Source organism: Micromonospora sp. HNM0581, from assembly GCF_012726175.1.
Classification (GTDB): Bacteria; Actinomycetota; Actinomycetes; order Mycobacteriales; family Micromonosporaceae; genus Micromonospora.
The window spans coordinates 586,412-611,575 of record NZ_JAASAD010000001.1; the positions used below are offsets into that span (position 1 = coordinate 586,412).

Below are 25,164 nucleotides of genomic sequence, written 5' to 3' on the forward strand. Positions count from 1 at the left end.
GCAGGTCAGGCCACCGGCCTGCCGACGATCGCCAGCCGGGCGGCGGTGGCGACCGCGATGGCCAGAACCAGCGGCCACGCGGTGCCGAACAGGGCGTAGAGCAGGATCAGCACAGGTGCGGCCGCGGCGGCGTACACGGCCAGGGCGAGCGGACGGTCGGTACGCCGCAGCACCGGCAGCACGGTCCGGGTCAGGCCGGGCAGCCGGGACGCGTGCTGCCAGAACACTACGCCGCCACCGGCCGCCGCCACCACCGCGAGCAGCCGGGAGAACCCGGTACCGGTCGCGGTCGAACAGGCGACCACGACCGCCGCCACCAACGACCAGCCGGCCCCCCAGAGCACGAGCTGTCGCAGTGCCACCGGCACCGGCTGACGGGCTGCGACCGGCCCGACATCTGACTGTCCCGGCGAGCCGTCACCACGCCCGGCCAGCCCCGGGTCTCCGGCACCTACCGGTGCGTCTGCGCGCTGCGCCGGCCAGCCCGGGTGTTCCTCCTGCCCGTCGGCGGAACCGCCCTCGTCGAGGTGACCCGCAGTCGACCGACCGGACCCGTCAGGGGCCGCACCCGGCCGATCCCGATCGTCGCCGGCACCGTCCGGCCGAGTCGTCTCGTCAGGCATCTCGTCGGCGCGACGCGGGTCGGTAGGTGGCAGGTTCGCCACCGCCGCTTCGGCCAGGCGCTCCAGCGCGGAACTCCACCGACGCTGCTCCAACCGCAGGACCCCGACGTCGTCAATCTCCGTCAGGCGTGGATCCAGCCGGAGCGCCTCCCGGTAGGCCCGCTCCGCCAGGTCGTACATCCGCATGTTGGCCGCCACCAGACCCAGCACCAGATGGCCCTGCGGTTCCTCGGGGGCCAGCTCCACCGCGTGCCAGGCCGCGTTCAACGCCGGCTGGCCGTTGCGGGAACCGGCCAGGATCGCCGCCGCACTACGCTGGGCGTAGGCGTCCTCCGGCCCCAGAGCCAGGATCTCGTCGGCGGTACGGGCAGCCTCGGCGTACCGCTCAAGGTCGCTCAGCGCCAGCCCACGGACCACGAGTGGGGGCACCTGCCCCGCCGCGGCGGCCACCGCGGCCTCGGCGGCGGTGAGTGCCTCGTCCGGTCTGCCGGCGGCCAGGTGCACCCGGGCCAGCAGTGTCGACACCGCGGCGGCGGCCGGATCGAGGGCCAGCGCGTAGCCGAGTTCGGCCACGGCCTCGTCGTACCGGCCCAACTCGGCGAGAAGGGTGGCGCGTTCGAGGTAGCCCTCGGCGGCGGGCGGGTCGGTGGGGGCATCGGCGGACATCGCGGCGAGCCTAGGCGTTCGGCTGCTCGTACACCAGGGCGACCGCGATTCCGGCGAGCCCCTCACCTCGCCCGGTGAAGCCCAAGCCGTCGGTGGTGGCGGCGGAGACGGTGACCGGCGCTCCGACGGCCGCCGAGAGCACCCGCTCGGCTTCGTCCCGACGCGGGCCGATCTTCGGCCGGTTCCCCACGACCTGCACGGACACGTTGCCGATGACGAATCCGGCGGTGCGGACCCGGCGGGCTGCCTCGGTGAGCAGGGCCACCCCGCTGGCTCCGGACCACTCGGGCTGCCCCACCCCGAAGTTGGCGCCGAGATCGCCCAGGCCTGCGGCGGACAGCAGCGCGTTGCAGGCGGCGTGGGCGGCTACGTCGGCGTCCGAATGCCCGGCCAGGCCGTCCTGCCCCGGCCAGTGCAGGCCAGCCACCCAGCAGGGCCGACCGGTCTCGAAGGCGTGCACGTCCGTCCCGATGGCCACCCGAGGAACGATCATGAAACGAGGGTACGCGTTAGCGCCCGGTCGCCAGCAGGTGCTCGGCCAGCGTCAGGTCGAACGGTCGGGTGATCTTCAGCGCGAGCTCCGAACCGGGTACGCAGTGCACCGTCACGCCCTGCTTCTCCACGAGCCCAGCGTCGTCAGTGAGAGCGTCGCCGCCGGCGGCATGGGCGGCGGTGAGCACCGCGCGGCGGAATCCCTGTGGAGTCTGCACGGCGCGCAACGACGCCCGGTCGACGGTGCCGAGCACCATCTCGTCCGCGTCGACCTCCTTGATCGTGTCGACGACCGGCAGCACCGGGATCACCGCGTCGTGCCCGGCGCGCACCGCTGCGGCCACCGATTCGACCAACGCGGGCGGGGTAAGCGCGCGGGCCGCATCGTGCACGAGGATGATCCCGGGGCCGACGGGTACGGCGGCGAGTGCGGCGGCCACCGAGGCCTGACGATCCGCTCCTCCGGGCACCACGGTCACCGGGGCGACGGGGGCGAGCAACTCACGCACGGCCGCGACCTCCACCGCCGGTGCGGCAACCACGATGGTGTGCACCGAGGGAGCTCCCGTCAGCCGACGCACCGCGTGCAGCAGCAGGGGTTCACCGGCCAGCAACCGGAGCGCCTTGGGCCGACCGGGCCCGAGACGTACGCCGGCACCAGCCGCAGGCACCAGGACCGCGACGTCACCGCACGGATTGAGCTGCGCGGTCACGTCGCGGTCCTCGACGGTTTGTTCGCTACGAATCGGGTACGACGATGCAGTGCGGACTAGGCCTCCGTCAGCACTTTGTCGAGCAACGTCTCCGCCTCGTCCTTGGTGCTCTTCTCGGCCAGGGCGACCTCGCCGACCAGAATGTCGCGGGCCTTGGCGAGCATGCGCTTCTCACCCGCGGACAGCCCCCGCTCCCGCTCGCGACGCCACAGGTCACGGACGACCTCGGCCACCTTCAGCGGATTACCGGAGGCCAGCTTCTCCAGATTTGCTTTGTAACGCCGCGACCAGTTGGTCGGCTCCTCGGTGTGCGGAGCCCGGAGAACGTCGAAGACCTTTCCGAGGCCCTCTTCGCCGACCACCTCACGCACACCCACGATCTCGGCGTTCTCGGCCGGCACCCGGACCGTCAGGTCACCCTGCGCGACCCTCAGGACGAGGTACTGCTTAGGCTCGCCCTTGATGACCCGAGTCTCGATTGCCTCGATGAGTGCGGCCCCGTGGTGGGGGTAAACAACGGTCTCGCCGACACTGAAAACCATAGGTTCGAAACCCCTTTCGCTGTGTCTAGGGTAACACGCTCAGGCACCGATGTCTCATCGCCGTCCTGACCGTTGGCGCAGCTCAGAGGCCCTGTGAGAGGTATTTCTTCGGCTTGACAGACCATCCAGACGATGGTTTCGACACGTTGAGTAACCTTGGGATGACCCCTCGGACACCGCCGTCGTCGACGGGCAGATCCCGGGAGAACAAACACCGAGGCTTCCCAACACACCGCTGGAGATCAAGGGCTACGCACCCGCTCCATGGTATCCCGCCACAGCCCCACGCGGGCAGCGGTAGCGCTACCCAGCTCGGTGCGCGACGCTGGAGAGGTGTCGTACCCGAGGTCGACACGATCGCCACGCCGACCTGACCCGACTGGCCGACTGAACGCCCCGGCAGAACAGCTCAGCCCGAAGCCGCCAGCCGGGCCTCGATCTGGACCGGCTCCGACCCGGCTGGTGAGAACGACAACCGGGCACCGGCACCGGTGCCGACAAGCTCCATCATCACCTGCCCACCGTCACAGTTGACTGTCATCGGCGCTGCTGACCGGGCACCACTCACCGCCACCAACAGCTCGCCCGGGCCGGTACAGCGCAGGCTCAACAGGTGCCGCTCGCCCCGCCCCATCCGGGTTTGCCGGGCAACCGCACCGCCGGGGCTGAGCCTCGCCGACTCCGTCCAGACCGGCTCGGTCCCGCCCAACCACCACCGGTCCGGGGCGGCGGAACCCGTGGCGGGAGGCTCGTCCTCGTCGAACACCGCGCCGGTACGCGGGTCGACCAGGACGGCGGAGGCGGCACCGGAAAGCCCGGACGCCACGCCACCGGTGACCGGATCCAGCCACTGGTACGAGTCGGCGGGGTGCCCACCCGGCACAGCCCCCGCACCGGTCGACGCCTCCGGCGCCTGCTGCTGCCACCACCAGCCGCCGAGGGTGAGCGCCGCCACCGCGACAGCGGTCAGCAGCGCCCCACGCAGCCGATAGGTGGCATAGATGTCCATACCTGGAGGGTAGCTTCGCCCGGCACGTCAGTCATGGCGTTCCAGCAGAGCGGCGTAAAGCGTCAGGCCAGGGCCGAAGGCCAACATCATCACCCGGCGCGGTGCCGGTGCCGACCGGAACAGCCGGTCGAGAATCAACAGCACCGTCGGCGAAGAGCAGTTTCCATGCTCGCTGAGCGTCTCCCGGGACGCCGCCATCTCCGCCGGCGTCAGCCCCAGCTCACGCTCGACCACGTTGAGAATTCGCGGGCCGCCCGGGTGCACCGCCCAGCCGTCCACCTCCGACCGGCAGGTGCCGTGCCGGGTCAGCACCTCGTCGACGAGCCCCTGGACGTGCGCCGACAGCACCTGCGGCACCTTCGGCGACAGTCCCATCCGGAACCCTGTGTCGGTCACCTCCCAGGTCATGTGGTCTGCGGTGGAGGTGTCGGTCACGGAGACGACCTCACGGACGGCGTACCCACGGCCGCCCGGAACGACCACCGCGGCGACCGCAGCATCGGAGAAGAGCGCGTGGGAGACGATCTGCTGGGTGTCCATCCGAGCCGAGGAGGGCTGCAGGTGCAGGCTGGTCAGCTCGGCGCAGAGCAGCAACGCGGGACGTCCCCGTGCGGTGACGAAGTCACCGACCGCACCCAGCCCCGGTAGAGCCGCATAGCAGCCCATGTGACCGACGAACATCCGCTGGGTCGTGGCGGCCATGCCAAGATCCCGGGCGAGCAGGATGTCCAGCCCCGGGGTGGCGTACCCGGTGCACGAACAGACGGCGAAGAGACCGACGTCACCGGCGTCCAGACCAGCGGCGGTCAACGCCCGACCGACCGCCTCCTTGCCCAGCGGCAACGCCTCCACCTGGTAGCGAAGCATCCGTCGCTCGGTCGGCCACTCGGAGACGTCCTCCAGCAACGGGTTGACCGCCGCCTGCCGCCGCGTGACCCCGGAGTGCGCGAAGATCCGCTCAGCCAACGCCCGGGTGGAACCGGAGAAGTGCCGGGAGAAGAACCTGTCCCACAGCTCCTGCTGGTTGGCCGAAGGCGGATGGGCCGTGCCCAGCCCCGCGATCACCGGTACGGACACGGTCCCACCTTCCTCTCGAAAGCTCACCCGTCATGCCCCCTCCGGTCGGATCCGCGCCGGGACCGATCCCTCACGCTCACCAACGAGGACTCGATCCGTCACGGTCCGGGTCACCGCCGAGTGTGGCTACACCGAGCCAGTCGGCACAGACGTCGGAGGTCGCCGGGTGCAGCGATCCGCACCGGGCGTCGCGGTACAGCCGTTCCAACGGATGTCCACGTCGGGTGGCTGAGGTGCCGGCCGCCTCCAGCATGGACGCGGCTACGTCAGCAGCGGTGGTGCCGGCCAGCAGCTTGGCCCGCCACACCCACCGGTTTGTCTCCTCGTCGCCCGGCGCCTCGTCCACCCGTCTGGCCGCCTCGGCGACCGCCAGCTCCGCCGCAGCCACTGCGGCGTCGGCACGGCCCACGCGGGCGCGTACCGCAGGCAGCCCGGCGAGGTTGCGGGCGTTCAGGCTCTCTGCAGCCGCGTCGATCGCCGCCCGCGCAACCCCCACGTAGACGGCTGCGTAGCTGGCCACCAGCCAGTGCGGCATGAGCTGGGCCACCACCAGGGCCAGCCCCTCCACCCCACCGAGCAGCCGGTCGGCCTCGACGGTCACGTCCAGGTGCAGGTCGTGCGAGGCAGTGGCACGCATGCCGAGGGCGTCCCAGGTCGGCTCGACGGTGAGCCCTTCGCCGGCCGGGACCAGGAACTGCGATACCACTGAAGGATCGGCAGCACTCCGGGCAGCCACCAGGTAGCCGTCGGCGTGGCCGGCACCGGAGCAGAAGGTCTTGCCGCCCTTGATCCGCCAGCCACCGTCGACAGGTTCGTAGACCGTGGCGAGCTGGGACAGCCGGGCACCGGCACCCCGCTCGCTCATCGCGACCGCGTACCATGAGCCGTCGGCTGCCGCCCGCAACAGCCGATCGCGGGCGGCCAGCGCCTCCGCCGGCACACCCAACGCCTCGGCCAGTTCCTCGGTGACCGCGCCGAGCGCCCCGGTGACCGAGGCGTGCATGTTGAACACCAGCGCGGTGGCACCGTTGCCCCGGGCCAGTTCGGTGGCGACGGCCGCATACGTCGCGAAGGTGGCACCGGCGCCCCCCAGCGCGGTGGGCACCATCAGCCCGAACAGCCCCGCCCGCCGCAGGTCGGCGAAGTCGTCGACGGGGAACGAGCCGTCCCGGTCATGTGCCGCTGCGCGCGCGGCCAGCCGGGGCGCCAACCGCCGGGCCGCCGCCGGCGCTCCACTGCGCTCGGTCATGGATGGACCCCCTCTTCGACCATTGCCATACCCTCACCTGGGTCAGCTATCCGTCGCGTACCCCGTGCCCCTGGTAGAGCACCGCCCTCGACCTGGTCGGCACGATGCGTGGTGCCTGACCGGGCGGTGTCGCCGTCCCGGTCACCTGCCGGAGCATCCACCGCAGCAGCCCCGGTATGCCCGGCCGGACGCCGCGGACACGCAGGTCGACGCCGTGACGGGCGCACTCGGTCACCAGCTCACGATCGTTGACGAACCACCGGGGGTCGTGGATGCCGCGCGGCACGGTCGGCAGCCGCTCCGCGATGGTGACCGCGATCAGCCGTGCCGCCACGGTGTCGTTCAGGGTGTCGAGGACCAGTAGGCCGCCGGGTCGCAGCAGGCGACACGCCTCGGCCACCGCCGCACGCCAGTCCGGAACATGCTCCAGCAGCTCACCAGCGGCAACCACGTCGGCGCACCCGTCCACCAGCGGCACCGCCGTGACATCGCCGTTGACCACCGTCACGCCGTGCTCCGCCGCCTGCGTCAGGGCCGAGCGGGTGAGGTCCACCCCCACGTGTCGGTACCCCTTACCAGCCAGGTGTGCAGCGAGCAGCCCGGCCCCACAGCCCAGGTCGACCAGGAGCGCACCGGGTCGGGTCGTCGGGGGTACCAGCGCGGCACGCGCCCGGGCCAGCCAGTGCAGCATGGCGAACACGCCATCCGGCCGCCACCACTCGCCCGCCAGGTCGTCGTACTGGCGGGGGTCGTTGCGGGGCAGCACGAGACCAGCGTCACGCATGGAAACGAGCGTGGCACGACTCCCCGGTAACGACCAGACTTCCGTTATGTCGTCGACGGTGTTAGGGCTGGTCAGAGCGAGCCATCCGGAGCCGACCGCGGCGGTCACCACAGTGGCTGGTCTGCTCGCGGTCGGTGTCGGACACCCACCGGGCGGCGTCGTCGCGGTGGTGCTCACCGTGGCCGCCAGCCAGTTCGCCGTCGGGTGGACGAACGACCTGGTCGACGTGGACCGGGACACCACGGTCGGCCGTACCGACAAGCCGTTGGCCTCCGGCGCGCTCGACCGTGGCGCTGGCCCTGACCACGAACCCGACGGCGGCGCTGTGCGCGACCGTCGCCCTGGTCTCGGCGTTGCTCTACGACTGGCCGTTGAAGTCGACCCCGATCTCGGTACTGCCCTATGCGGTCTCCTTCGGTGCGCTGCCGACCTTCGTGGTCCTCGCATTGCCCGACGGCCCGCCGCCCCCGGTCTGGCTGGTCGTCGCGGCGGCCCTGCTCGGCGCGGGCGCCCACTTCGCGAATGTGCTGCCCGACTTCGCCGACGACGCCCGGACCGGGATCCGTGGGCTGCCCCACCTGCTCGGTCCGACGGGCAGCCGGGCTTGCGCCGTCGGACTACTGATAGCGGCGACCGTCACGCTCGTACTCGGGCCGCCCGGACCGCCGACGGGCGCGGGTCTCGCGGCGGTCGGCACCGCAGTCGTGATCTTCATCGTGGCCTGGTACGCGGGCAGGTCCGGTGAGCAGGCCGGAGCCCGGCCGGTGGCCGCCTTCCGGGCGGTGCTGCTGGTCGCTCTGATCGACGTCGTCCTGCTGATCACGAGTGGTCGGCTGGTCTGAGCCTCACCCCTGGTGGGTGGCTGCACCGGGTCGGCGTGCGGGCCTCGATCAGCTCCAACTACCCTGGAGTTCGGTCTGCGCGGGCATGGCCAGCGGTTCCGGCGGGAAAGCCGGAGGTGATCGTGACGAGGAGGACCGACGTGAGGCGCTCGATCAGGGGTTCCCGGCGGGCTGCCGTGCTGCTGCCCGGGATCGCGGCGGCGACCGGGCTGCTGCTGTCCGGATGCGGCGCCGGCCAGATCTCCGAGACGGCCAACAAGGTGCCGTCGATCCAGGGCGTCAACCTCCAGGCCGGCGACGGGCGGTACGCCGTACGCGCAGCCGCGTTGGCCTATCCCGGTGTCGAGGGCTATCAGGCGGGCGACAACGCTCTGCTGAACGTGGTCCTCTACAACGACTCACCGGATCCGGTGACGGTGACGGTCTCCTCGTCGGACGCCCGGGAGGTGGTGCTCACCACCGTCGCCGCCGCGACCAGCCCCGCACCCGCCGGCTCGCCGTCGCCAGACACCTCCGCCACACCGGAGGAGTCGCCCGAGGTTTCCCCCTCACCCGACGACTCTCAGTCACCCGACCCGGCCGGGTCGCCCACGTCCGGGCCGGCCCGGATCGAGATCCCGCCGCTGAGTTACGTACAGCTGAACACCGAGGGTGAGCAGGTGCTTCAGCTGCTAGCCCTGAACGAGGCCCTGATCGCCGGCCAGAGCGTCACGCTCACCTTCGACTTCGGCGGTGAGACCGTCACCAGTCCCGCGCCGATCGCCGTGCCGCTCACGCCGCTGCCACAGCCGTCGCCGATCATCGAGCGGCACACCGAGTACGAGGGCGAAGGCGGCCACTGAGCACGCGTGGCCGGTACCGGCGACCGAGCCGGGCCGGTACGTACGTCCCGACGGCATGGTCGACGTGGTTGAGCCATGCCGACCGTGCCGTCGTCGTACCCGGGGGCTAGCGTCGGTCGGGTGAGCATCTCCCGATCGACCCCGGCCCGGGCAGGCACCGGCTCGCGGAACCGGACCTCCGGTCGCGAGCCCCGGCCCGCCTACGAGTGCGACGCCTGTGGACACCAGCCCCCGAAGTGGGTGGGCCGCTGTCCCGAGTGCGGCGAGTGGGGTTCCGTCGTCGAGTCCACCGTCACCGGCCCGACGGTCTCGGGCCGTGTGGTGAGTTCCCGGATGCCCACCGAACCGGCCCGGCCCATCGCGACGATCAGCGCCGCACCGGCCCGGGCCCGACCGACCGGGGTAGGCGAGTTGGACCGGGTCCTCGGTGGCGGTCTGGTGCCAGGTGCCGTGGTACTGCTCGCCGGGGAGCCGGGGGTGGGCAAGTCCACCCTGCTGCTCGACGTCGCCCAACAGTGGGCCACCGGGGCCGGCAGCCCGTCGCTCGTGGTCAGCGGAGAGGAGTCCGTCAGCCAGGTGCGGCTGCGGGCGGAACGCATGGGCACGCTCCACGAGCAGCTCTTCCTCGCCGCCGAGAGTGACCTCGCGGCGGTGCTCGGTCATCTCGACGCGGTCAAACCCGGCCTGCTCGTCCTCGACTCGGTGCAGACCATCTCCACCACCGGCACCGAAGGGGTACCGGGAGGGGTGACGCAGGTCCGGGCGGTCACCGCCGCACTGGTCGCGGTAGCCAAGGAGCGCGGGATCGCCACCGTGCTGGTCGGCCACGTCACCAAGGACGGCCAGGTCGCCGGGCCGCGGGTACTTGAACATCTGGTCGACGTGGTGCTGCATTTCGAAGGCGACAAGCACTCCTCGCTGCGGATGGTCCGTGGTGTCAAGAACCGGTTCGGCGCCGCCGACGAGGTCGGCTGCTTCGAGATGCACGAGGGCGGCATCAGCAGCCTCGCCGACCCGTCAGGGCTGTTCCTGACCCGTTACTCCGAGCCGGTCCCGGGCACCTGCGTCACGGTGGCGATGGAGGGGCGCCGGGCACTGCTCACCGAGGTGCAGGCGCTGATCGGGGCCACCGTGGCCGGCTCGCCCCGGCGTACCGTCTCCGGGTTGGACTCCGCCCGGTTGGCGATGGTGTTGGCGGTGCTCCAGCGCCGTACCGAACGGCTCACCCTGCACGACCGGGAGGTCTTCGCGGCCACCGTGGGCGGCATCCGGGTGGTGGAGCCCGCAGCTGACCTCGCGGTCGCCCTCGCCGTCGCCTCCGGCGGGCTCAACCTGGCGATCGCACCGCACCTGGTGGCGATCGGAGAGGTCGGCCTGACCGGTGAGGTGCGCCGGGTGGGTGCGGTGCCGCGCCGGTTGGCAGAGGCGGCCCGACTCGGCTTCCGGCTGGCCCTGGTGCCGCCAGGCTGCGGGCCCGCCGGCGCCGGTCCGGAACAGTTGCGGGTGGTCGAGGTCACCGACGTCCGGTCCGCGTTGCAGGCCGCAGCCCGGGCCTCGGCGGAGTGAAGCCGCCACCGGGCGGGTCGACGGAACGAGCCGAATCGTGACACATCACAGTAACCGCGGGAGCACCCACTGCACGGCAGTCCGTAGACTGTGCCCGTGCCGATCGACCGCGATACCACCAAGCCAGCCGGAGCGACGCCCCACGCCCGCACCGCTGCCGTGGGCTCGCCCGCCCGACCCATCAGCGTGAGTGTGACCGGAGGCGGCGTCGTGGGCGACCCGCTGCGCGCGAACCTGGCCCTGATGGCACCCGGCACCGCGCTGCGCGACGGATTGGAGCGGATCCTGCGGGGCCGGACGGGCGCGCTCATCGTCCTCGGCTACGACAAGGTCGTCGAAGGGCTCTGCACGGGCGGCTTTCCGCTTGACGTCGAGTTCTCGGCGACCCGGGTCCGCGAGCTCTGCAAGATGGACGGCGCGGTGGTGCTCTCCAGCGACGGCACCCGGATCGTCCGGGCGGCCGTGCACCTGATGCCCGACCCCACCATCCCGACCGAGGAGTCCGGCACCCGGCACCGCACCGCGGAGCGGGTCGCCCGGCAGACGGGCTACCCGGTCATCTCGGTCAGCCAGTCCATGCGAATCATCAGCCTCTACGTCAATGGTCAGCGGCACGTGCTGGACGACTCGGCCGCGATCCTCTCCCGCGCCAATCAGGCGCTGGCCACGCTGGAGCGGTACAAGCTACGCCTCGACGAGGTGTCCGGCACACTCTCCGCCCTGGAGATCGAGGACCTGGTCACCGTACGCGATGCGGTGGCGGTGGTGCAGCGGCTGGAAATGGTCCGCAGGATCGCCGACGAGATCGCCGGCTACGTGGTCGAACTCGGTACCGACGGGCGGTTGCTCGCCCTGCAGCTGGACGAGTTGATGGCCGGTGTGGACGCCGATCGCACCCTGGTCATCCGGGACTACCTGCCCACCGGCCGTAAACCCCGGACCCTCGACGAGGCGCTGGTCGAGCTGGATCTGCTCAGCGCCACCGAACTCATCGACCTGGTCTCGGTGGCCAAGGCGATCGGCTACCCGGCCGCGTCGGACGCGCTGGACGCAGCGGTCAGCCCGCGCGGCTTCCGGCTACTGGCAAAGGTGCCCCGACTGCCGGTGGCCGTGGTCGACCGGCTGGTGGTGCACTTCGGCAGTCTGCAGCGGCTGCTCGGCGCCACAGTGGAGGACCTGCAGACCGTCGAGGGCGTCGGTGACGCCCGGGCCCGGGGCGTACGCGAAGGGCTGTCACGGCTGGCCGAAGCATCCATCCTGGAACGCTACGTCTAGACCGACCCGGACAGACCGCGCCTGGGTGATCAGGAACTTCCGCGACGGTCTGCCAGGGCGGGCGGTGCACCGCTACCTGACGACGAGTTGCACGGGCTGACTCAGCTTGGTGCCGACCCGGGCGAAGACCTCGTACGTCCCGGCCTGCACGACGGGCCCGTTCGCCACTCCGTTGGCGCACCTGCTGCTGTCCCGGCCGTTCCAGTTGACCTGGTACGACCGTTCGAAGCCGGGGGTGAAGGACTGCACGTCCGATCCGGCGGCCGTGCCGCAGGTGTCCGACGACCAGACCACCTCCGCACCGGCCTTGATGTACAACTCCTGGGCTGTCGCGCCGACGTCCCGGCTGCACGTCCGGCCGGACCTGTTGCGGATCTTCAGACTCAGGTCGACGGGGGCCCCCGACGCAGCCTGCGCGGGCAGCGCCACCGCGGTCACCGTGAGCTCGGTGTCGGCACAGTCGCCCTCGTCCGTGACCGGCTCGACCACCGGCGGGTCGTTGCTGAGGCTCGGCTCGTTCTCGGGCGCATCTCCCGCGCCGGCCGTCTCGCCTCCATCCCCCGGATCGGCGGGGTCTGCCCCGGCGTCCCCGGAAGGCGGCGAACCGGTCTGCGGGGTCAGCACCGACCCGGTCGGCTCCGGCGTGCCGGTCGCCACGCCCGACCCGGACTGGCCGTTCCCGGTCGCGTCGTTGCCGTCGTCGGTTTCGCTGAACGAATAGATCACGACAATCAGGAAGAGCAGCACCGCACCGAGCACGACGGCGCGACGCCGCCAGTACACGGTGGGAGGCAGGGGGCCGACCGTCAGACGCATGATGTCCCTACCGTAGCGGCGGTGGATACGGCGGACGGCAGCGACGCGCCGTGGCTCATCCGTCCCATCGAAACCGACTCTCCAATCACGACAGTACGGCCGGGCGACGGTCACTCAACGCGACTGCCCGACCGGTCTCAGAGGTAGACCTTCCGCTGGTAGATCGCGTGCGCGCCGGCCACCCGGTCCAGGAACAGCAGACCGGCGCAGTGATCGATTTCGTGTTGCAGCGCCCGGGCCTCGAAACCGTCCGTCACCAGGCGTACGGTCTCACCGCTGCCGGGGAGTGCGCCCTCCACCACCAGCCGGCTCGCGCGCTTCACGTCACCGGTCAGGTCCGGCACGGACATGCACCCCTCGCGGCCCATCTTCCACCGGGTGGCTTCGACCACCCTTGCGTTGCAGAGGACGAAGACGCCGTGTCCGGTGACCGTCTTGGGATGTCCGGTGACGTCCACCGCGAAGATCTGGGCGCCCACCCCGACCTGCGGGGCGGCTAAACCCACACAGCCGGGAGACACCCGCATGGTGGCGATCAGGTCGGCGGCCAGTCGCACCGTCTCACCGGCGGTCGGATCGACCTCGGCTCCGGGCCGGCTGAGCACCGGCTCCGGGGCGCAGACAACCGGTACGACCCGGCCGGGGCCGACTACCTCGGGCACCCATTCACCGAGGCCCACGTACGCGTCGGCCTGCGGGTCCAGGTTCGGTGCGTCCGCTGCGCCACTCACAGCACGTCCGGTTCGGCAGGGCGGAGGGTCACCTCGACACCGAGACCGGCGGCCACCTCAGCCAGCCTGCTGCTGAGCGTTGCGGCCGTAGCCGCAGGAAGTTCCACCTCGGCCACCACCACGTAGAGGGTCCCCGCCAGACGGGTACTCAGGTCGGTGACGTTACCGCCGGCCTCGGCCAGTACCCGGGTCATCGCGGCCACGATGCCCATCCGGTCGGCACCGTGCACCGCCATCACGAACGGCTCGCCTGCCGGTGCCGTCTCGCCGTCCGGCGTCACCTCGCGTACGGTCGCCAGCAGTTGGCCGTCGACGGACAGCGGCGCCAACGCGGTCTCGACCTCGACGGCGGTCGGGCCGACGCAGATCAGGGTCATCGCGAAGTGTCCCCGCAGGCGGGTCATGGTGCTGTCGGTGAGGTTGGCTCCGAGCCGGGCGAGCACCTCGGCGACGTCAGCCACGATGCCGGGCCGGTCCCGGCCGATGACGGTGATCGCAAGCTCGTTCATCCGGGCATTCTGCCCGATCGCCGCCCGCCGTCGACGCCGGCCCGCCCGACCGTCCGAACGGCGGGACCGACGTGCGTGACATCATCGGCGACGCGATGACAGAACCCACATTCGCCGGCCAGGTGAGCCGGTGGTACGAGCAGCACGCGCGGGACCTGCCGTGGCGTCGGCCCGACGCGGGCCCCTGGGCGATCCTGGTCAGCGAGGTCATGCTTCAGCAGACCCCGGTCGTCCGGGTCGTGCCTGCCTGGCAGGCGTGGCTGGAGCGCTGGCCGACGCCGGCTGCCCTGGCCGGGTCCAGCTCGGCCGAGGCGATCCGCATGTGGGGGAGGCTCGGCTATCCCCGCCGGGCGGTCAGGCTACGCGAGTGCGCGGTGGCGATCGTGGAGCGTCACGGAGGTGTGGTGCCGGACCGGCTGGATCAGTTGCTCGCCCTGCCCGGCGTCGGCACGTACACCGCTCGTGCGGTCGCCGCCTTCGCATACGGCCAGCGGCACCCGGTGGTCGACACCAATGTCCGTCGGGTGGTCTGTCGGGCGGTGGCCGGAGAATCGGATGCCGGCCCGACCACCCGCCCTGCCGATCTGGTCGCCACCGAGGAACTGCTGCCCGCTGACCCGGCCGCAGCGGCCCTGACCAGCGCCGCCATCATGGAGTTGGGGGCGGTCGTCTGCACCGCCCGTTCCCCCAAGTGTGAGGTGTGCCCGATCGAGTCGACCTGTGCCTGGCGGGCCTCGGGACGCCCCGCCCCAGCCGGTCCGACTCGCCGCCCCCAGCGGTACGCGGGCACCGACCGACAGGTACGCGGACTGCTGCTCGGGGTGTTACGGGAGGCTATCGGGCCAGTGCCGCGCCAACGTCTGGATCAGGTGTGGACGGATGAGACTCAGCGGGCTCGGGCGCTCGCCGGCCTGGTGAGCGACGGCCTGGTCGAGCCGATCGGTGAGGCGTCGTTCCGGTTGGCCGGAGACGGCCCGCCAGCACCGGTGGCTGGCTGAGCGGGCCGGTCCCGATCGGGGACCGGTCCTCGGCGTCAGCGGGTCGATCAGGCGGAGTAGCCGCGGCTGGCGATCCAGTCGGCCAGCGCATCGGTGCCGATCCAGTACTCGGCGCGGGCGGCGTCGGCCGAGTCAGCGATCTTCATCTGAGTGCCGCCGTCGCGGTAGCCGGTCACCGCGACGTAGTGGCCGCCGTCGAACGTGTGGCTACCCCCGTCGAGGTCGAGGGCGGTGCCGACGACGTTCGCCACCACGCCCCGTCCGCTGTCGACGGCGCGGACCACATCTTCCCGCAGCCGGTCGGTCTCCGCCTGGTCAGCGGCCTGACCGGGGATTTCGACCGTGCGGTAGACATCCTCGCCGGCCTTTCGGTTGAGGGCTTCGGTGATGAGGAACGCCGAGTCGGTGCCTCGCTCGGTGGTGCCCATCTCGCGGGCCAGGTCGTCCTGGGAGACGTCCTTGTTCAGGATGCTCAGGGTGTTACGCACCGCAGCTGGACCGCAGTAGTAGAAGTTCGACTGTGCCTCGTAACGGAGCGCCAACTGTCGCTCCCCCTTACCGTGCTCCCGCTCGGTGACGGCGGCCAGTGGGTCGACACTCGGCGAGGCGGCGACAGCACCCACAGGACCGGCGATCATTCCGCCGGCGCAGACGGCACCGGCAGCGGTCAGGGCAGCCTTGCGGATCGAACTAGTCATGATCGTCTGCCTTCCGTCTCGGGGGATCGACACGACACCAGGAGATGGGAGGTTGCGATTTCGGCGCCGGTCAGGCGACGCAGGGCGCTCCGGTGGGCCCCGACCGACCGTTCGGCCGTCGCGGTCACTGCCTCGCACAACCGCCACCAGGACCAGTCCCATGCCCGCGTGAACCGTGACCGTCGTCACCTCATTCCGCACAAAAGGGGCATACGGATCGAGTCGCACGTGCACTCACCAAACGCGCGAAGACGACGGCCCGGTGGCTTGCGCCACCGGGCCGTAGTCTGTTGCAGCTGACGCTTACTCGTCGGCGCCTGCGGCAGCCGTCCTACCGCCGAGATCGGCTGGTACGGCGTCTGGCACCTCGACCGGCCGGTCGGACCCGTTGAAGACGAGTTTCGACTTGTCGATGTCGTTGGGGTCGCCTTCGCAGTCGACCACGACGATCTGGCCGGGGGTGAGTTCGTTGAACAGGATCCGTTCGGACAGGTTGTCCTCGATGTCGCGCTGGATCGTGCGACGCAGGGGACGTGCCCCGAGCACCGGGTCGAAGCCCTTCGCCGCGAGGTACTTCTTGGCGTTGTCGGTCAGTTCGAGGCCCATGTCCTTGTTACGCAGCTGGGTTTCGATGCGGGAGATCATGATGTCGACGATCGACAGGATCTCGGTCTGACGTAGCTGGTGGAAGACGATGGTGTCGTCGATGCGGTTGAGGAACTCGGGCCGGAAGTGCTGCTTGAGTTCGTCGTTGACCTTCTGCTTCATCCGGTCGTAGTTGGATTCGGAGTCCTCTGATGCCTGGAAGCCCAGCGAGACCGCCTTGGCCACGTCCCGGGTGCCGAGGTTGGTGGTCAGGATGATGACCGTGTTCTTGAAGTCCACGATCCGGCCCTGACCGTCGGTGAGCCGCCCGTCCTCCAGGATCTGCAGCAGCGTGTTGAACACGTCCGGGTGGGCCTTCTCGATCTCGTCGAACAGCACCACCGAGAACGGACGCCTGCGTACCTTCTCGGTCAGCTGCCCGCCCTCGTCGTAGCCGACGTATCCGGGCGGGGCACCCACCAGCCGGGAGACGGTGTACCGGTCGTGGAACTCGGACATGTCCAGCTGGATCAGCGCGTCCTCGGAGCCGAACAGGAACTCGGCGAGCGCCTTGGACAACTCGGTCTTACCCACACCCGACGGGCCGGCGAAGATGAACGAGCCCGACGGGCGCTTCGGGTCCTTCAGGCCGGCCCGGGTCCGCCGGATCGCCTTCGAGACGGCCTTGACCGCGTCCTCCTGCCCGATGACGCGCTTGTGTAGCTCATCCTCCATGCGCAGCAGGCGCGAGGTCTCCTCCTCGGTCAGCTTGTAGACCGGGATACCCGTCCAGTTGCCCAGCACCTCGGCGATCTGCTCGTCGTCGACCTCGGAGACGACGTCCAGATCACCGGCCTTCCACTCCTTCTCCCGCTGCGCCTTCTGACCCAGCAGCTGCTTCTCGGTGTCCCGCAACTGTGCGGCCCGCTCGAAGTCCTGCGCGTCGATCGCGGACTCCTTGTCCCGACGCACCTGCGCGATCCGCTCGTCGAAGTCCCGCAGGTCCGGCGGCGCCGTCATCCGGCGGATCCGCATCCGGGCGCCGGCCTCGTCGATGAGGTCGATCGCCTTGTCCGGCAGGAACCGGTCGGAGATGTACCGATCGGCCAGAGTCGCGGCAGCCACGAGTGCCGCGTCGGTGATCGAGACGCGGTGATGCGCCTCGTACCGGTCCCGCAGGCCCTTCAGAATCTCGATGGTGTGCGCCAACGACGGCTCACCCACCTGGATCGGCTGGAAACGCCGCTCCAACGCCGCATCCTTCTCCAGATGCTTACGGTACTCGTCGAGCGTCGTCGCGCCGATGGTCTGCAGCTCACCACGAGCCAGCATCGGCTTGAGGATGCTCGCCGCGTCTATCGCACCCTCGGCGGCACCCGCGCCGACGAGGGTGTGGATCTCGTCGATGAACAGGATGATGTCACCCCGGGTGCGGATCTCCTTGAGCACCTTCTTCAAGCGCTCCTCGAAGTCACCGCGATACCGCGAACCAGCCACCAACGCACCAAGATCAAGCGTGTACAGCTGCTTGTCCTTCAGCGTCTCCGGCACCTCACCCTTGATGATCTTCTGAGACAGACCCTCCACCACAGCGGTCTTACCCACACCGGGCTCACCGATCAGGACCGGGTTGTTCTTCGTCCGACGGGAGAGCACCTGCATCACCCGCTCGATCTCCTTCTCCCGCCCGATCACCGGGTCGAGCTTGCCCTCCCGGGCAGCCTGGGTCAGGTTCCGGCCGAACTGGTCCAGCACCAGGCTGGTCGACGGCGCGGCCTCACCCGGCGCAGTACCCGCCGCAGCCGGCTCCTTACCCTGATAACCCGACAGCAACTGGATCACCTGCTGACGAACCCGGTTCAGATCAGCACCCAGCTTCACCAACACCTGGGCGGCGACACCCTCACCCTCGCGGATCAGACCGAGCAGGATGTGCTCCGTACCGATGTAGTTGTGCCCCAGCTGAAGCGCCTCACGCAACGACAGCTCCAGCACCTTCTTGGCCCGCGGCGTGAACGGAATATGCCCGCTCGGCGCCTGCTGACCCTGACCGATGATCTCCTCCACCTGCTGGCGGACGCCCTCCAAAGAGATCCCAAGACTCTCCAGAGCCTTCGCCGCCACACCCTCACCCTCATGGATCAGGCCCAGCAGGATGTGCTCCGTACCGATGTAGTTGTGGTTGAGCATCCGGGCCTCTTCCTGGGCCAGGACGACAACCCGTCGCGCTCGGTCGGTGAACCGCTCGAACATGCCCTCGTGCTCCTCACGTGCCGTGCGCACTCGATCTTGATGGTCAAGACTCTCGGCGGGGCCGGAACGCGAGCGCCCGGGATGGGCGTCCGCGCCTCTTTACTCTATCGCCGCGAGCCGACTCGGCTGACCTCGTGTGTCTGCGTCGTAGGCCCGGTACGCGTCGTTTTGCCCAACCATCCACGCTCAGCGGGTGTTCCGGGCGTGGTCTGTGTACGCGCAGAGCGAAATTCGGCCCGGCGACCGGAGGCCTCCGGGAACGCCGCACGGGGGCTCTCGGTCCGGGAACGGCGCCACCACGGCACCATCCACAGCCTGTGGACAACTCATCCACCGGCTGTGGACAACGCACGTCCCGCCCCGAACAATCCCAGCGACGACGACGCCGGCCCGGAAAGTGTCTCCGGGCCGGCGTCCTCAGCGCTCAACGCCTGGTCAGTGACCGGCCTTCGAGTGATACTCGTCGACGATCTCCTGGGGAATCCGGCCCCGGTCCGAGATGTCCTTGCCCGCCTTGCGCGCCCAGGCCCGAATGGCCTTGTTCTGCTCACGATCAGCGGTGGCACCACCCCGACCACGGGCAGCCCGACCACCGACGACCACACCGCCACGACCGACCTTGGTGCCGTGGGCAATGTACTGAGCGAATACCTCGCGCAATTTCTCCGCGTTCGAACCTGACAGGTCGATCTCGTACTGGACACCGTCGAGCGCGAACTTGACGGTCTCGTCCGCGTCCCCGCCGTCCAGGTCATCGACCAGCCTGTGAATGATCTGCTTGGCCACGTCCCACAATCCTTTCGAGCAGGGTTGATCCTGCCAACTGCACAAACACAATAACCCGCCAGATGCTTGCCGCGTCAATAGGATGCGGTAACGAGGCGGTAAGTTCTCGTACGACTACTCAGGGCGGACCAACGGGAAGAGGATGGTTTCCCGTATTCCCAAGCCCGTCAGCGCCATCAGGAGGCGATCGATTCCCATTCCCATGCCACCGGCCGGTGGCATTCCGTACTCCATCGCCCGGAGGAAGTCCTCGTCCAGCCGCATCGCCTCGTCGTCACCCCGGGCGGCCAGCTGCGCCTGCGCCACCAGCCGTTCCCGCTGCACCACCGGGTCGACCAGCTCGGAGTACGCCGTCCCCAGCTCGAAACCGAGCACGTACAGGTCCCACTTCTCGGCCAGGCCCGGCTCGCTGCGATGCGCCCGGGTCAGCGGACTCGTCTCCTCGGGATAGTCCCGCACGAAGGTCGGCGCCTCGAGACCGGGAACGACCAGCTCCTCGAACAGTTCCTCGGCGAGCTTGCCCGGCCCCCACTTCGGGTCGACGGCCAAGCCCACCTTGTCCGCGTACTGGACCAGGCGCCACTGCTCGGTGTGCACCGTCACCTCTTCACCGAGCGCCTCGGAAAGCACCCCGAAGAGGGTCACCGTACGCCACTCGCCACCGAGGTCGAACTCCCGACCATCAGCGTGGGTGACCACCGTCGACCCGGCGACAGCGACCGCCGCCCGCTGCACGAGATTACGAGTCAACTCAGCCATCGTGTCGTAGTCCCCGTACGCCTCGTACGCCTCCAGCATGGCGAACTCGGGCGAGTGCGAAGAGTCGATGCCCTCATTACGGAAGTTGCGGTTGATCTCGAAGACCCGCTCGACGCCACCGACGACGGCCCGCTTCAGAAACAGTTCCGGGGCGATTCGGAGATACAGATCGGTGTTGAGTGCATTGCTGTGTGTCACGAAAGGTCGGGCCGCCGCACCCCCGTGCAGCAACTGCAACATCGGGGTCTCCACCTCAAGGTAACCCGCGCCGTGCAACGAGTCGCGCAGACTCCGCAACGCCGCCGCACGGGTACGCACCATCTGCCGCGCCTGCGGACGGACGACCAGATCGACGTAGCGCTGCCGGACCCGGGCCTCCTCACTGAGCGGCTTGTGCGCAACCGGAAGCGGGCGCAACGCCTTGGCGGTGACCGCCCACTGCTCGGCCAGCACCGACAACTCACCCCGGCGACTGGTGATCACCTCTCCGGTCACCCCCACGTGGTCACCGAGATCCACCAGCCGCTTCCATGCCTCCAACCGCTCAGCGCCGACCCGATCCAGCGACAACATCGCCTGCAGTTCGGTGCCATCACCATCACGCAGGGTAGCAAAGCAGAGCTTGCCGGTGTTCCGCACGAAGATCACCCGACCGGTGACCGAGACCCGGTCGCCGGTGGCGGTGTCCGTTGGCAGCTCCGCGTAACGCTCACGCAACTGACTCAACGTGCTGGTACGCGGGTAGCCGACCGGATAGGGCTGCACACCCTCGGCGAGCATCCGGTCCCGCTTCTCCCGGCGGACCTTCATCTGCTCTGGAAGGTCATCGGCGGGGTCGACTGGCACGGGGCTCTGGTGGGTCACGGCACGCTTCCTCAGCGGGAGATTTCGGGCGGGGTCAGGACCCGAGCGTACTCAACCACCTCGGCGACCGTTACTGGACAGTCCGCCGGCCACGCAGACCACCGGCACGCTTCGGGAAGAAGTCCCGTGCTCAGACGTTGCGCTCGTACACCATGCGGAGCCCGATCAGCGTGATCATCGGTTCGTGGTGGGTGATAGTCCGGCACTCCTCACGCACCAGGGAGGCCAACCCTCCGGTCGCGATCACCGCCTTCAACCCGCCCAGTTCGGCTGCCATCCGGTCGACGATCCGGTCCACCTGCCCCGCGAAACCGAAGTACAGGCCCGACTGCAGGCACTCGACGGTGTTCTTGCCGATCACCGAGCGGGGTCGGGTCGCCTCGACCTTGCGTAACTGGGCGGCGCGGGCAGCGAGCGCGTCGAAGGAGATCTCGATGCCCGGGGCGAACGCACCGCCGAGGAACTCGCCCCGGCCACTGATCACGTCGAAGTTGGTCGTCGTGCCGAAATCGACCACGATCGACGGTCCGCCGTAAAGGGTGTAGGCGGCCAGAGTGTTGACCACCCGGTCCGAGCCCACCTCCTTCGGGTTGTCGATGGCCAGCTGCACCCCGGTGCGCACGCCGGGCTCGACGATGACACTCGGCAGCTCCCCGTAGTAGCGGGTGAGCATGGTCCGCAGCGAGCGCAGGGCCGCCGGGACCGTCGAGCAGGCGGCCACCCCGGTGATCTCGACGGCGTCGCCGGCGAGCAGCCCTCGGAACATCAGACCCAGTTCGTCGGCGGTCGAGCGGGCATCGGTCTTGATCCGCCAGGAGTGCACCAGCTTGTCGCCGTCGAAGGTCGCCAGCACGGTGTTCGTGTTCCCGATGTCGATGCAGAGCAGCACGCACGCAGCCTAGACGGGCTCAACCCGAACGCAGGTCCAGGGCGATGTCCAGGATCGGTGCGGAGTGGGTGAGCGCGCCGACGGAAAGGAAGTCGACCCCGGTGGCGCCGACCGCTGGCGCGTCGGCGAGGGTCAGCCCGCCGGTCGCCTCCAACTCGGCCCGGTCACCGACCGCGGCCACCACCTCGGCGAGCAGAGCCGGAGGCATGTTGTCGAGCAGGAGGAAATCGGCACCGGCCTCGACCGCCTCCACCGCCTCGTCAAGGGTGTCCACCTCCACCTGCACCGGCACCTCCGGAAACGCCTCCCGCACCCGCCGGTACGCGGCGGCGACGCCGCCAGCCGCGAACTTGTGGTTGTCCTTGACCATGGCGACGTCGTACAGACCCATCCGCTTGTTCGTGCCGCCGCCGGCCCGGACCGCGTACTTCTCCAGGGCGCGCAGCCCGGGGGTGGTCTTGCGGGTGTCCAGCACCATCGCCTTGCTGCCGGCCAGCGCATCCGCCCAGGCCCGGGTTTGGGTAGCCACCCCGGACATCCGGCTGAGCAGGTTGAGGGCGGTCCGCTCAGCGGTGAGCAGCACCCGGGTGGGGCCAGTCACCGTGGCCAGCACGTCCCCCCGGGCGACCCGCTCGCCGTCGTGGGCCACAAGCGAAACCTCAACGGTACGCCCGGAAGCGGTGGCCACCGCGGCCAGCTCGAAAACGGCGGCGGCGACCGCCAACCCAGCCACCACCCCGTCGGCACGGGCCACCACGTCGGCGGTGTCGGTCTGCGCCGCGGGGACGGTGGCCGTGCTCGTCACGTCGAGCCCGTCCGGTCCGAGATCCTCGACGAGCGCATTCTCCACGACCCTGCGCACCTGATCCGGGTCCAGCCCCGCCACCCGCAGCATCCGCTCCGTCTCGCCGGTCATCACCTCTCCTCCCACCCGGTGGTCAACTCACCCTGTCCGCCCACGGCACCGATCAGGTGGCCGTGCCACCGCTCGTCGTCCACCGGGAAGTCCTCCCGCCAGTGGCAGCCTCGGGTCTCCCGACGGGCGTACGCCGCAGCGACGAGCGTGGCGGCCACCGTGAGCAGGTTCGTCGCCTCCCAGTCGGCGGTACGCGGGGTGCCGCGGGCGACGCCCAACTCGACCAGTTCGACGGCAGTACCGGTCAACGTCGCAGCTGAGCGGAGCACCCCGGCGCCCCGGGTCATCGCCCGTTGCAACACCGGCGTGGCGCCGGCCGGCAGCACCCAGCCGCCCTCCCCGCGCCACGCGCCGGTGTCTGCCGGGTGGGCCTGCTCGGGCAGGCCGGACGCCACGTCGTCGGCGATCCGACGGGAGAAAACCAACCCTTCCAACAGCGAGTTGCTGGCCAGCCGGTTCGCGCCGTGCACTCCGGTGCAGGCGACCTCGCCGCAGGCGTACAGGCCCGGGATCGAGGTCCGGCCACGCAGGTCGGTGCGGACCCCGCCGGAGGCGTAGTGCGCCGCCGGCGCCACCGGGATCAGGTCGGTTCCCGGGTCGACGCCGATGGCCAGGCACGACGCGACGATCGTGGGGAACCGGCGGGCCAGGAAGTCGCCGCCGAGGTGACGGGCGTCAAGGTGGACATGGTCATCACCGTTGGCCAGCAATACCCGGTGGATGCCTTTGGCCACCACGTCACGGGGGGCCAGTTCAGCCAGTTCGTGCTGGCCGAGCATGAAGCGCTTCCCGTCCCCGTCGACCAGGTGCGCACCCTCGCCCCGTAGCGCCTCGGAGACCAACGGCTGCTGGGCGTGCCCGGTACCGGGCACGCGGGAGCGTTGCGGCACGATGAGCGCGGTCGGGTGGAACTGGACGAACTCGATATCGGTGACCGCTGCGCCCGCCCGCATGGCGAGGGCGACGCCGTCGCCGGTGGAGACCGCCGGATTGGTGGTGGCCGCGAAGATCTGCCCCATGCCGCCGGTGGCCAACACCACCGCCCGGGCCAGCAGGGCCCCGACACCGTCCTCGCTGCCCTCGCCGAGCACGTGCAGCGTGATCCCGCAGGCAGCACCGAGCCCGCCCGGACCGTCGCCGCGGGCGCGGAGCAGGTCCAGCACCAACGCGTGCTCGACGAGCCTGATCCACGGGTCACGGCGTACCGCTTCGTGCAGTGCCCGCTGCACCTCCGCACCTGTCGCGTCACCACCCGCGTGCACGATCCGGTCGGCCCGGTGCCCACCCTCCCGGGTGAGCATCAACGAGCCGTCGGCGTTGCGGTCGAACTCGGCGCCGAGACGCATCAGTTCCCGCAGCCGGGCGGGCCCCTCCTCGACCAGCACCCGGACCGCGGCCGGGTCACACAGGCCCACGCCGGCGATCTCCGTGTCGGTGGCGTGCATCTGCGGGGTGTCGGTCGGGTCGAGGACCGCAGCGATGCCACCCTGCGCCCAGCGGGTCGATCCCTCGTCGATGTCGACCTTGGTGACCACTGTGACGTGCAGGCCCGCCTCGCGCAGATGCAGCGCGGCGGTCAGCCCGGCCACCCCGGACCCGACCACGATCACGTCGGTGGTCTCCACCCATCCGGGTGCCGGGGCGGCCAGCCGGCGTGGCAGTGCCGGCAGACCGACGGTCGGTAGATCCATACCCCAAGTCAACCCGAGCGTCCTTCGTCTCGGGCGGCGGGGGCGGGAAGAGTGGTTCCGGCTACTTCGTCCGAACCGGGAGTGCGGTCGGGCCGGCGCCCTTGAGCGTCCCGGTCACCCGACGGTCACTCAGCCACAGGTAGCACCGGACCCCGCGGTCACCCACCCGCCAACGACCGGCGCTCGGCGGACGTACCACCACGTCCGCGCGGAAGATCAGATCGTCGTCGTCCGGCACACCGGCGAAGCGGGCGAGAACCGAGCGGCAACCCGCGTAGAGGGCCGCCCACTGCGTACTTCGCGTCGGATACTGGCGGTCCGGGGCCGGCCAGACTCCGGCGAACTCGGCGTTGTGGCGCTCGGTGCACGCCACCGGCACCAGGGCCTGCACCACGCCGCTCCCGTCGGCACGCGTCTGCTGGCAGCCCAGCCGCAGCGGCGACGCCGTCCGGAGCGAGTCCCGCAACGAGCCGGTACGAAGTACGACCCGGGCACCAGCCTCCACCGTGTTGACCTCCATCAGGTCGCAGCGGTACCAGCGCGACCCGGCCGCCCAGCCCGGCTCGGACGGCACCGCGACCGCCAACCGGAGCCGCCCGACCCGCCAGTTGTCACCGACGTGGACGTTGGCCCGGTTGTCGCACTCGACGAAGGCGGTACGCAGTTCCGAGGAGCCGGTCGAGGGAGGATCATCCTGTTCTGCGGGGAAACCGCCGACGTACACCGTCTCCGTCCGGTGCGGAGTGGCGCAATCCACCGGCGCGTACGCCCCCAGCGGCACCACCTCGGCGAAATCGGCCTCGTGGCAGATCCCGGCAACCGGGGTGAAGGGCCCGGGCGGCGGCAGTACGGCCCAGTCGTCCACCAGGTCGCCGTCCAGCCCGCCAGGCGGCCCGCATCCGGCCAGCAACGCCGCCAAGACGATGGCGGTGGCCAGGCTCCTCGTCGCACGCTGCATTGGCGCCGCCTCCCCCAGTCAGCGACCGTCC

23 protein-coding genes and 1 pseudogene are annotated in these 25,164 nt (G+C 70.2%); 5 read left to right on the plus strand and 19 right to left on the minus strand.

Going from position 1 to position 25,164, the window contains the following annotated elements; all coding sequences use genetic code 11:
• Positions 1-5: 5 nt before the first annotated feature.
• From HCA58_RS02755 to HCA58_RS02790, 8 genes are all read right to left on the minus strand, one after another.
• Positions 6-1,289, minus strand: a complete 1,284-nt coding sequence (locus HCA58_RS02755) for a tetratricopeptide repeat protein (protein ID WP_169596106.1) — start codon at positions 1,287-1,289, stop codon at positions 6-8.
• Positions 1,290-1,299: 10 nt separating this feature from the next.
• Positions 1,300-1,782, minus strand: coding sequence for a 2-C-methyl-D-erythritol 2,4-cyclodiphosphate synthase (ispF, locus tag HCA58_RS02760; RefSeq protein ID WP_169596107.1), 483 nt, complete (start codon positions 1,780-1,782; stop codon positions 1,300-1,302).
• 16 nt (positions 1,783-1,798) lie between these two features.
• On the minus strand, positions 1,799-2,494 hold the full coding sequence (gene ispD / locus HCA58_RS02765; protein WP_169596108.1) for a 2-C-methyl-D-erythritol 4-phosphate cytidylyltransferase: 696 nt from the start codon (positions 2,492-2,494) through the stop codon (positions 1,799-1,801).
• 56 nt (positions 2,495-2,550) lie between these two features.
• Positions 2,551-3,036, minus strand: a complete 486-nt coding sequence (locus tag HCA58_RS02770; RefSeq protein WP_007073334.1) for a CarD family transcriptional regulator — start codon at positions 3,034-3,036, stop codon at positions 2,551-2,553.
• Positions 3,037-3,445: 409 nt separating this feature from the next.
• The gene (locus tag HCA58_RS02775) at positions 3,446-4,045 is read right to left on the minus strand and encodes a hypothetical protein (protein ID WP_169596109.1); all 600 of its coding nucleotides are present in this window, start codon (positions 4,043-4,045) and stop codon (positions 3,446-3,448) included.
• Between the two features lie 27 nt (positions 4,046-4,072).
• The gene (locus HCA58_RS02780) at positions 4,073-5,122 is read right to left on the minus strand and encodes a type III polyketide synthase (RefSeq protein ID WP_169596110.1); all 1,050 of its coding nucleotides are present in this window, start codon (positions 5,120-5,122) and stop codon (positions 4,073-4,075) included.
• A gap of 76 nt (positions 5,123-5,198) precedes the next feature.
• Complete coding sequence (locus HCA58_RS02785) at positions 5,199-6,371, minus strand: acyl-CoA dehydrogenase family protein (protein ID WP_169596111.1); 1,173 nt, start codon at positions 6,369-6,371, stop codon at positions 5,199-5,201.
• 46 nt (positions 6,372-6,417) lie between these two features.
• Positions 6,418-7,155 carry a methyltransferase domain-containing protein gene (locus HCA58_RS02790; protein WP_169596112.1) on the minus strand — a complete coding sequence of 246 codons (738 nt, stop codon included), beginning with the start codon at positions 7,153-7,155 and terminating at the stop codon, positions 6,418-6,420.
• A 46-nt stretch (positions 7,156-7,201) separates the two neighbouring features.
• Here HCA58_RS02790 and HCA58_RS02795 point away from each other — a divergent pair.
• The 4 genes and pseudogenes from HCA58_RS02795 (at position 7,202) to disA (ending at position 11,680) form a co-directional block, all read left to right on the plus strand.
• Positions 7,202-7,997: pseudogene (locus HCA58_RS02795) on the plus strand (UbiA family prenyltransferase).
• A gap of 140 nt (positions 7,998-8,137) precedes the next feature.
• On the plus strand, positions 8,138-8,839 hold the full coding sequence (locus tag HCA58_RS02800; protein ID WP_169596113.1) for a hypothetical protein: 702 nt from the start codon (positions 8,138-8,140) through the stop codon (positions 8,837-8,839).
• Positions 8,840-8,965: 126 nt separating this feature from the next.
• On the plus strand, positions 8,966-10,405 hold the full coding sequence (gene radA / locus HCA58_RS02805; protein WP_169596183.1) for a DNA repair protein RadA: 1,440 nt from the start codon (positions 8,966-8,968) through the stop codon (positions 10,403-10,405).
• Between the two features lie 96 nt (positions 10,406-10,501).
• Positions 10,502-11,680 carry a DNA integrity scanning diadenylate cyclase DisA gene (gene disA, locus HCA58_RS02810; RefSeq protein ID WP_169596114.1) on the plus strand — a complete coding sequence of 393 codons (1,179 nt, stop codon included), beginning with the start codon at positions 10,502-10,504 and terminating at the stop codon, positions 11,678-11,680.
• Between the two features lie 72 nt (positions 11,681-11,752).
• On the opposite strand, the gene HCA58_RS02815 is transcribed toward disA, so the two are convergent.
• The 3 genes from HCA58_RS02815 to HCA58_RS02825 form a co-directional block, all read right to left on the minus strand.
• Positions 11,753-12,496: a hypothetical protein gene (locus tag HCA58_RS02815; RefSeq protein WP_169596115.1), complete on the minus strand. Its 744-nt coding sequence runs from the start codon at positions 12,494-12,496 to the stop codon at positions 11,753-11,755.
• 137 nt (positions 12,497-12,633) lie between these two features.
• Positions 12,634-13,200, minus strand: a complete 567-nt coding sequence (locus tag HCA58_RS02820; protein ID WP_169596184.1) for a peptide deformylase — start codon at positions 13,198-13,200, stop codon at positions 12,634-12,636.
• A gap of 23 nt (positions 13,201-13,223) precedes the next feature.
• Positions 13,224-13,736 (minus strand): ACT domain-containing protein, encoded by a 513-nt coding sequence (locus tag HCA58_RS02825; RefSeq protein ID WP_169596116.1) that lies wholly within the window; start codon positions 13,734-13,736, stop codon positions 13,224-13,226.
• Between the two features lie 95 nt (positions 13,737-13,831).
• Between HCA58_RS02825 and HCA58_RS02830 the strand changes: the two genes are divergently transcribed.
• Positions 13,832-14,734 (plus strand): A/G-specific adenine glycosylase, encoded by a 903-nt coding sequence (locus HCA58_RS02830; protein ID WP_169596117.1) that lies wholly within the window; start codon positions 13,832-13,834, stop codon positions 14,732-14,734.
• Between the two features lie 47 nt (positions 14,735-14,781).
• On the opposite strand, the gene HCA58_RS02835 is transcribed toward HCA58_RS02830, so the two are convergent.
• The 8 genes from HCA58_RS02835 to HCA58_RS02870 form a co-directional block, all read right to left on the minus strand.
• Positions 14,782-15,435, minus strand: coding sequence for a C39 family peptidase (locus HCA58_RS02835; RefSeq protein ID WP_169596185.1), 654 nt, complete (start codon positions 15,433-15,435; stop codon positions 14,782-14,784).
• 300 nt (positions 15,436-15,735) lie between these two features.
• Positions 15,736-18,270 carry an ATP-dependent Clp protease ATP-binding subunit gene (locus HCA58_RS02840; RefSeq protein WP_169596186.1) on the minus strand — a complete coding sequence of 845 codons (2,535 nt, stop codon included), beginning with the start codon at positions 18,268-18,270 and terminating at the stop codon, positions 15,736-15,738.
• Between the two features lie 435 nt (positions 18,271-18,705).
• Complete coding sequence (locus HCA58_RS02845) at positions 18,706-19,056, minus strand: Lsr2 family protein (RefSeq protein WP_169596118.1); 351 nt, start codon at positions 19,054-19,056, stop codon at positions 18,706-18,708.
• Between the two features lie 114 nt (positions 19,057-19,170).
• Positions 19,171-20,679 (minus strand): lysine--tRNA ligase, encoded by a 1,509-nt coding sequence (gene lysS, locus HCA58_RS02850; protein ID WP_169596119.1) that lies wholly within the window; start codon positions 20,677-20,679, stop codon positions 19,171-19,173.
• Positions 20,680-20,809: 130 nt separating this feature from the next.
• Positions 20,810-21,568, minus strand: coding sequence for a type III pantothenate kinase (locus HCA58_RS02855; RefSeq protein WP_169596120.1), 759 nt, complete (start codon positions 21,566-21,568; stop codon positions 20,810-20,812).
• A 19-nt stretch (positions 21,569-21,587) separates the two neighbouring features.
• Positions 21,588-22,484 carry a carboxylating nicotinate-nucleotide diphosphorylase gene (gene nadC, locus HCA58_RS02860; protein WP_169596121.1) on the minus strand — a complete coding sequence of 299 codons (897 nt, stop codon included), beginning with the start codon at positions 22,482-22,484 and terminating at the stop codon, positions 21,588-21,590.
• On the minus strand, positions 22,484-24,175 hold the full coding sequence (locus tag HCA58_RS02865; RefSeq protein ID WP_169596122.1) for an L-aspartate oxidase: 1,692 nt from the start codon (positions 24,173-24,175) through the stop codon (positions 22,484-22,486). Before HCA58_RS02865 ends, nadC begins: the two co-directional genes overlap by 1 nt.
• A gap of 61 nt (positions 24,176-24,236) precedes the next feature.
• Positions 24,237-25,133, minus strand: coding sequence for a septum formation family protein (locus tag HCA58_RS02870; protein ID WP_169596123.1), 897 nt, complete (start codon positions 25,131-25,133; stop codon positions 24,237-24,239).
• Positions 25,134-25,164 lie beyond the last annotated feature (31 nt).

Excerpts from the sequence above, each read along its gene's own strand:
- HCA58_RS02755 (WP_169596106.1), bottom strand. The coding sequence starts at position 1,289 with ATGTCCGCCGATGCCCCCACCGACCCGCCCGCCGCCGAGGGCTACCTC.
- ispF (WP_169596107.1), bottom strand. The coding sequence starts at position 1,782 with ATGATCGTTCCTCGGGTGGCCATCGGGACGGACGTGCACGCCTTCGAG.
- HCA58_RS02770 (WP_007073334.1), bottom strand. The coding sequence starts at position 3,036 with ATGGTTTTCAGTGTCGGCGAGACCGTTGTTTACCCCCACCACGGGGCC.
- HCA58_RS02775 (WP_169596109.1), bottom strand. The coding sequence starts at position 4,045 with ATGGACATCTATGCCACCTATCGGCTGCGTGGGGCGCTGCTGACCGCT.
- HCA58_RS02785 (WP_169596111.1), bottom strand. The coding sequence starts at position 6,371 with ATGACCGAGCGCAGTGGAGCGCCGGCGGCGGCCCGGCGGTTGGCGCCC.
- HCA58_RS02790 (WP_169596112.1), bottom strand. The coding sequence starts at position 7,155 with ATGCGTGACGCTGGTCTCGTGCTGCCCCGCAACGACCCCCGCCAGTAC.
- HCA58_RS02815 (WP_169596115.1), bottom strand. The coding sequence starts at position 12,496 with ATGCGTCTGACGGTCGGCCCCCTGCCTCCCACCGTGTACTGGCGGCGT.
- HCA58_RS02825 (WP_169596116.1), bottom strand. The coding sequence starts at position 13,736 with ATGAACGAGCTTGCGATCACCGTCATCGGCCGGGACCGGCCCGGCATC.
- HCA58_RS02830 (WP_169596117.1), top strand. The coding sequence starts at position 13,832 with ATGACAGAACCCACATTCGCCGGCCAGGTGAGCCGGTGGTACGAGCAG.
- HCA58_RS02840 (WP_169596186.1), bottom strand. The coding sequence starts at position 18,270 with ATGTTCGAGCGGTTCACCGACCGAGCGCGACGGGTTGTCGTCCTGGCC.
- nadC (WP_169596121.1), bottom strand. The coding sequence starts at position 22,484 with ATGACCGGCGAGACGGAGCGGATGCTGCGGGTGGCGGGGCTGGACCCG.
- HCA58_RS02865 (WP_169596122.1), bottom strand. The coding sequence starts at position 24,175 with ATGGATCTACCGACCGTCGGTCTGCCGGCACTGCCACGCCGGCTGGCC.
- HCA58_RS02870 (WP_169596123.1), bottom strand. The coding sequence starts at position 25,133 with ATGCAGCGTGCGACGAGGAGCCTGGCCACCGCCATCGTCTTGGCGGCG.